2 protein-coding genes are annotated in these 4,946 nt (G+C 76.1%); one reads left to right on the forward strand and one right to left on the reverse strand.

Annotated features, from left to right (window positions below):
• A partial coding sequence (locus KS423_RS38345) for an ATP-dependent helicase (protein ID WP_224284359.1) occupies positions 1-3,978 on the reverse strand: 3,978 nt, incomplete at its 3' end.
• Positions 3,979-4,183: 205 nt separating this feature from the next.
• Between KS423_RS38345 and KS423_RS38350 the strand changes: the two genes are divergently transcribed.
• A partial coding sequence (locus KS423_RS38350; RefSeq protein WP_224284360.1) for a S8 family serine peptidase occupies positions 4,184-4,946 on the forward strand: 763 nt, incomplete at its 3' end.

Raw genomic sequence — 4,946 nt, forward strand, 5'->3', positions numbered from 1 at the left:
GACCCGGCCGAAGGCACGGCCGGCACCGCCGTAGCGGCCGCGCGGGGTGGACCGGGGAGCGCGGTGGGCGGTGGCGCCCGCCGTCCGGCCGGAGCCGAGCAGGGCGCGCAGCGGGGCGAGGGTGTCGTTGGTGACGTAACCGGCCCAGACCAGGTCCCAGAGCGCCTCGACGATCTCCGGCTCGGCGGTCTCCATCGGGAGCTGCTGGACGAGTTGGCGGAAGAACAGGCCGTAGCCGCCGGCCAGCGCGGACATCAGGGCGCTGTGCACCGGGGTGAGCGCGGGCGGGACCGGCTCGGGGCGCAACAGGTGGGCGTTCTCGGCGAGGTGCAGGCTGAGCCAGCCGTCCTTGCCGGGCAGGGCGCCGGCCCCGCACCAGCCGACCTCGCCGGCCGCCATCAGCTCGTCCAGCAGGCCGGGGGAGTAGTCGGCGAGCCGGGCCGGGAGGACCAGCTTCTCCAGCGCGGAGGCGGGCAGGGCGGTGCCCTGGAGCTGCTCGATCACCCGCAGCAGGCCGTCCGGGCCGCGCAGCCGGTGGCCGGCCAGGTGCTGCCACTGCGGCAGGAAGGCGGCCAGGGCGCGCGGCGGGACCGGCTCGACCTCCTGGCGCAGGGCGGCCAGCGAGCGGCGGCGCAGCCGGCGCAGCACCTCGGCGTCGCACCACTCGGGCGCGGTGTGCTGCTCGGCCGGCCGGTACTGACCCTGGACCAGGCGGCCCGCGGCGGTCAGACGGTGCAGGGTGCCGGTGACCACGGCGGTGCCCAGGCCGTAGCGGTCGGCGGCCTCGGTGGCGGTGAACGGGCCGTGGGTGCGGGCGTGGCGGGCGATCAGGTCGCCCAGCGGGTCCTTGACCGGCTCGGTGAAGGCCTCCGGGACGCCGACCGGCAGGGGCGTGCCCAGCGCGTCACGCAGCCGTCCGGCGTCCTCGATCGCGGCCCAGCGCTGCTCGCCCGCGATCCGGACCTGGATCACCCGGCGGGCCGCCTCCAGCTCCAGGGCCCAGAGCGGCTCGGCGCCGCGGAGGGTCAACTCGGCCTCGGTGAGCGGGCCGAGCAGGCGCAGGGCGTCGGCGACGCCCTCGGCGTCCTTGATCCGCCGCTCGGGGGTGAGGCGCTGGAGCTCGGCCTCCAGCTCGGTGAGCACCTGGGGGTCGAGCAATTCGCTCAGCTCGGCCTGGCCGAGGAGTTCGGACAGCAGCCGGGAGTCGAGCGAGAGGGCGGCGGCGCGGCGCTCGGCGAGCGGGGAGTCACCCTCGTAGAGGAACTGGGCGACGTAGCCGAACAGCAGCGAGCGCGCGAACGGTGAGGGCTCGGGGGTGGTGACCTCGACCAGGCGGACGGCGCGGGACTCCAGATCGCCCATCAGCTCGACCAGGCCGGGGACGTCGAAGACGTCCTGCAGGCACTCCCGGACGGCCTCCAGGACGATCGGGAACGATCCGTACTCCGAGGCGACTTCGAGGAGTTGGGCGGCACGCTGGCGCTGCTGCCAGAGCGGGGTGCGGCGGCCGGGGCTGCGGCGGGGGAGCAGCAGGGCGCGGCCGGCGCACTCGCGGAAGCGGGAGGCGAACAGGGCGGAGCCGCCGACCTGGTCGGTGACCAGCTGCTCGATCTCGCCGGGGTCGAACAGGGCGGCGTCGGCGCCGACGGGGGCCTCGTCCGGGCTCGACTGCTCCGGCGGGCTGCTGAGATCGAAGTCGAGGCCGAGCAGGTCGGCGTCGGGCAGACGGAGCACGATGCCGTCGTCGGCGTGCATGACCTGCGGGTCCAGGCCGTGCTTCTCGCGCAGCCGGGCACCGAGGGCGAGCGCCCAGGGGGCGTGCACCTGGGCGCCGAACGGGGAGTGGATGACGATCCGCCAGTCGCCGAGCTCGTCCCGGAAGCGCTCGACCACGATGGTGCGGTCGTCCGGGAGGTGGCCGCAGGCGGCGCGCTGCTCGGCCAGGTAGTCCAGCAGATTGGCGGCCGCCCAGCCGTCCAGGCCGGCCTGCTTGAGGCGGTCGGTGGCGGCCTCGGGCCGCATGCCGCCCAGCTCGCGGGTGAACGCGCCGAGGGCGCGGCCGAGTTCGAGCGGACGGCCGAGGGTGTCGCCCTTCCAGAACGGGAGCCGGCCGGGGACGCCGGGGGCGGGGGTGACCAGCACCTTGTCGTGGGTGATCTCCTCGATCCGCCAGGAGGTGGTGCCGAGGGTGAAGACGTCGCCGACGCGGGACTCGTAGACCATCTCCTCGTCGAGCTCTCCGACGCGGCCGCCACCCTTCTTGTTCGTTCCTGCGTCGGACGCGGTGGTGCCGGCGATGAAGACGCCGAACAGGCCGCGGTCGGGGATGGTGCCGCCGGAGGTGACGGCCAGTCGCTGGGCGCCGGGGCGGCCGGTCACCGTGCCGGCCACCCGGTCCCACACCAGGCGGGGGCGCAACTCGGCGAAGGCGTCCGAGGGGTAGCGGCCGGCCAGCATGTCGAGCACGGCGTCGAAGGCGGACTGGGGGAGAGTCGCGAAGGGCGCGGCGCGGCGGACCACGGCGAGCAGCTCGTCCACCGGCCAGGCGTCCAGGGCCGTCATCGCGACCAGCTGCTGGGCGAGCACGTCCAACGGGTTGCGCGGGATGCGCAGCGCCTCGATCCGGCCGGACCGCATCCGCTCGGTGACCACGGCGGACTGCACCAGGTCGCCCCGGTACTTGGGGAAGAAGACGCCGGTGGAGACGGCGCCGACCTGATGGCCGGCCCGGCCGACCCGCTGCAGGCCGGAGGCGACCGAGGGAGGGGACTCGACCTGGACGACGAGCTCGACGGCGCCCATGTCGATGCCCAGCTCCAGGCTGGAGGTGGCGACCACGGCGGGCAGCCGACCGGCCTTCAACTCCTCCTCGACGAGCGCGCGTTGCTCCTTGGAGACGGAGCCGTGGTGGGCCCGGGCGATGACCGGGGGCGCGCCCTTGGCCGTGCCCGAGCCGCCCATCAGCTCGGCCGGAGCGTGCGCCTCGGGGACGGCGGTGCCGGTGGCGCGCTCGTGGGCGATCTCGTTCAGCCGGTTGCACAGCCGCTCGGCCAGCCGGCGGGAGTTGGCGAAGACGATGGTCGAGCGGTGCGCCTCGACCAGGTCGACGATCCGCTCCTCGACGTGCGGCCAGATCGATGCGCCCCCGGCCTGACGGCCCGGAGGTACCCCCAGCCGCTGCGGGTCGCCGCCGGCGGCCGGGGCGGCGGGCAGGTCGTCGAGGTCGGGGACGGGGACGACCACCGAGAGGTCGAAGTCCTTGGCGGCGGCGGGCTGGACCACGGCGGCGCCGCGCTGCGGGCTGAGGAAGCGGGCCACCTCCTCGACCGGGCGGACCGTGGCGGACAGGCCGATCCGGCGGGCCGGGCGGTCCAGCAGCTCGTCCAGCCGCTCCAGACTGAGGGCGAGGTGGGCACCGCGCTTGGTGCCGGCGACCGCGTGCACCTCGTCCAGGATCACCGTGTCCACGCCGCGCAGGGCCTCCCGGGAGGCGGAGGTGAGCAGCAGGAACAGCGACTCGGGGGTGGTGATCAGGATGTCCGGCGGGTGGGTCGCGAAGCGGCGGCGGTCGGCGGCCGGGGTGTCGCCGGAGCGGATGGCGACCTGGACCTCGGGCTCCGCCAGGCCGAGCCGGACGGCGGCCTGGCGCAGGCCGGCCAGCGGGGCGCGCAGGTTCCGTTCGACGTCCACCGCGAGGGCCTTGAGCGGTGAGACGTAGAGGACCCGGCAGCGGCGCTTGGGCTCGGCGGGGGGAGGGGTGCTGCTGAGCCGGTCGAGGGCGGAGAGGAAGGCGGCCAGCGTCTTGCCGGAGCCGGTGGGGGCGACCACCAGGACGTCCGTCTCCCGCTGGATGGCCTGCCAGGCCTCGGCCTGGGCGGCGGTGGGGGCGGAGAAGGCACCGGTGAACCAGGCCCGGGTGGCCGGGGCGAATCCGGCCAGGGGGTCGTCGGCGGGCGGGGTCGGGTGTGCGGGCGCCATGCCCCCATGGTGCCGGGTGGGACTGACACGTGGGGGTGGGGCGGAGGCCGGGGCGGAGGTGCCGGGGGCCGCGCGGGCGGAGGGATGCAAGCTGAGGAGCAGAAATAACAATCCGCTCATATGGTGATGAATCGGAAGCTTGATCCACCCGAGACCCAGCTGATCCACCCCGTGACCCACCGGACCGACGAGCGGAGGCCGTGCGATGGCGCAGGCGTACCCGGGGGGCAGGCCCGCCCGCGTCGCCCGGCGCCGCCGGGTCCGCGGGCCCGCCCGGGCGCTGGTCGCGATGCTGCTCACGGCGCTCGTCGGGGGTGGCGCCGTCCCGTACGTGTCCGGGCCGGGGCGGGCCTACCTCAGCTACCTGGTGCTGGCCGAGGACGAGGACGCCGCCGGCGCGGCCCGGGCCGGGGCGGAGAGCCGGGCGGCGGGCGGGCAGGTGCTCCAGGAGTACCCGCAGATCGGGGCCGTGCTGGTGTACGCGACCGGCCCGTTCGCCGACCGGTTGCGGGCCCGGCCCGGGATCGCCGCCGTCGGGGCGACCAGGACCGCGCCGGTGGTCGCGCCGCCGCGGACGGTGGCGGGCGCGGGGTACTTCACGGCGGGTACGGCCACGGGGGCTCGGGCGGGCGTCGGGAGGGGTGGTGATCGGATGGACGGGGGGACCGCGACGGTGCCCGATCCGGGGGAGGGGGGCGCCTGGAACCTGGCCATGCTCGCGGGCGCCACCGCTCGGGTGGGAGACGCGTCGGTGGTGTCCGCCGGCGTCGTGCCGAGCGCCGAGGCGCTGCGCAAGGTGCTGGTCGCGGTCCTGGACTCCGGCGTCGACGACACCCACCCGGACCTGCGCGCCGCCGTCGACCCGAAGGCCTCCGCCTCCTGCGCGGACGGCCGGCCCGACGCCCGCACCGGCGCCTGGCGGCCGGACCCCGGGGTGGGCGAGAGCGGGCACGGCACGCACGTCGCCG

This window comes from Streptomyces sp. LS1784 (assembly GCF_020103755.1).
Classification (GTDB): domain Bacteria; phylum Actinomycetota; class Actinomycetes; order Streptomycetales; family Streptomycetaceae; genus Kitasatospora.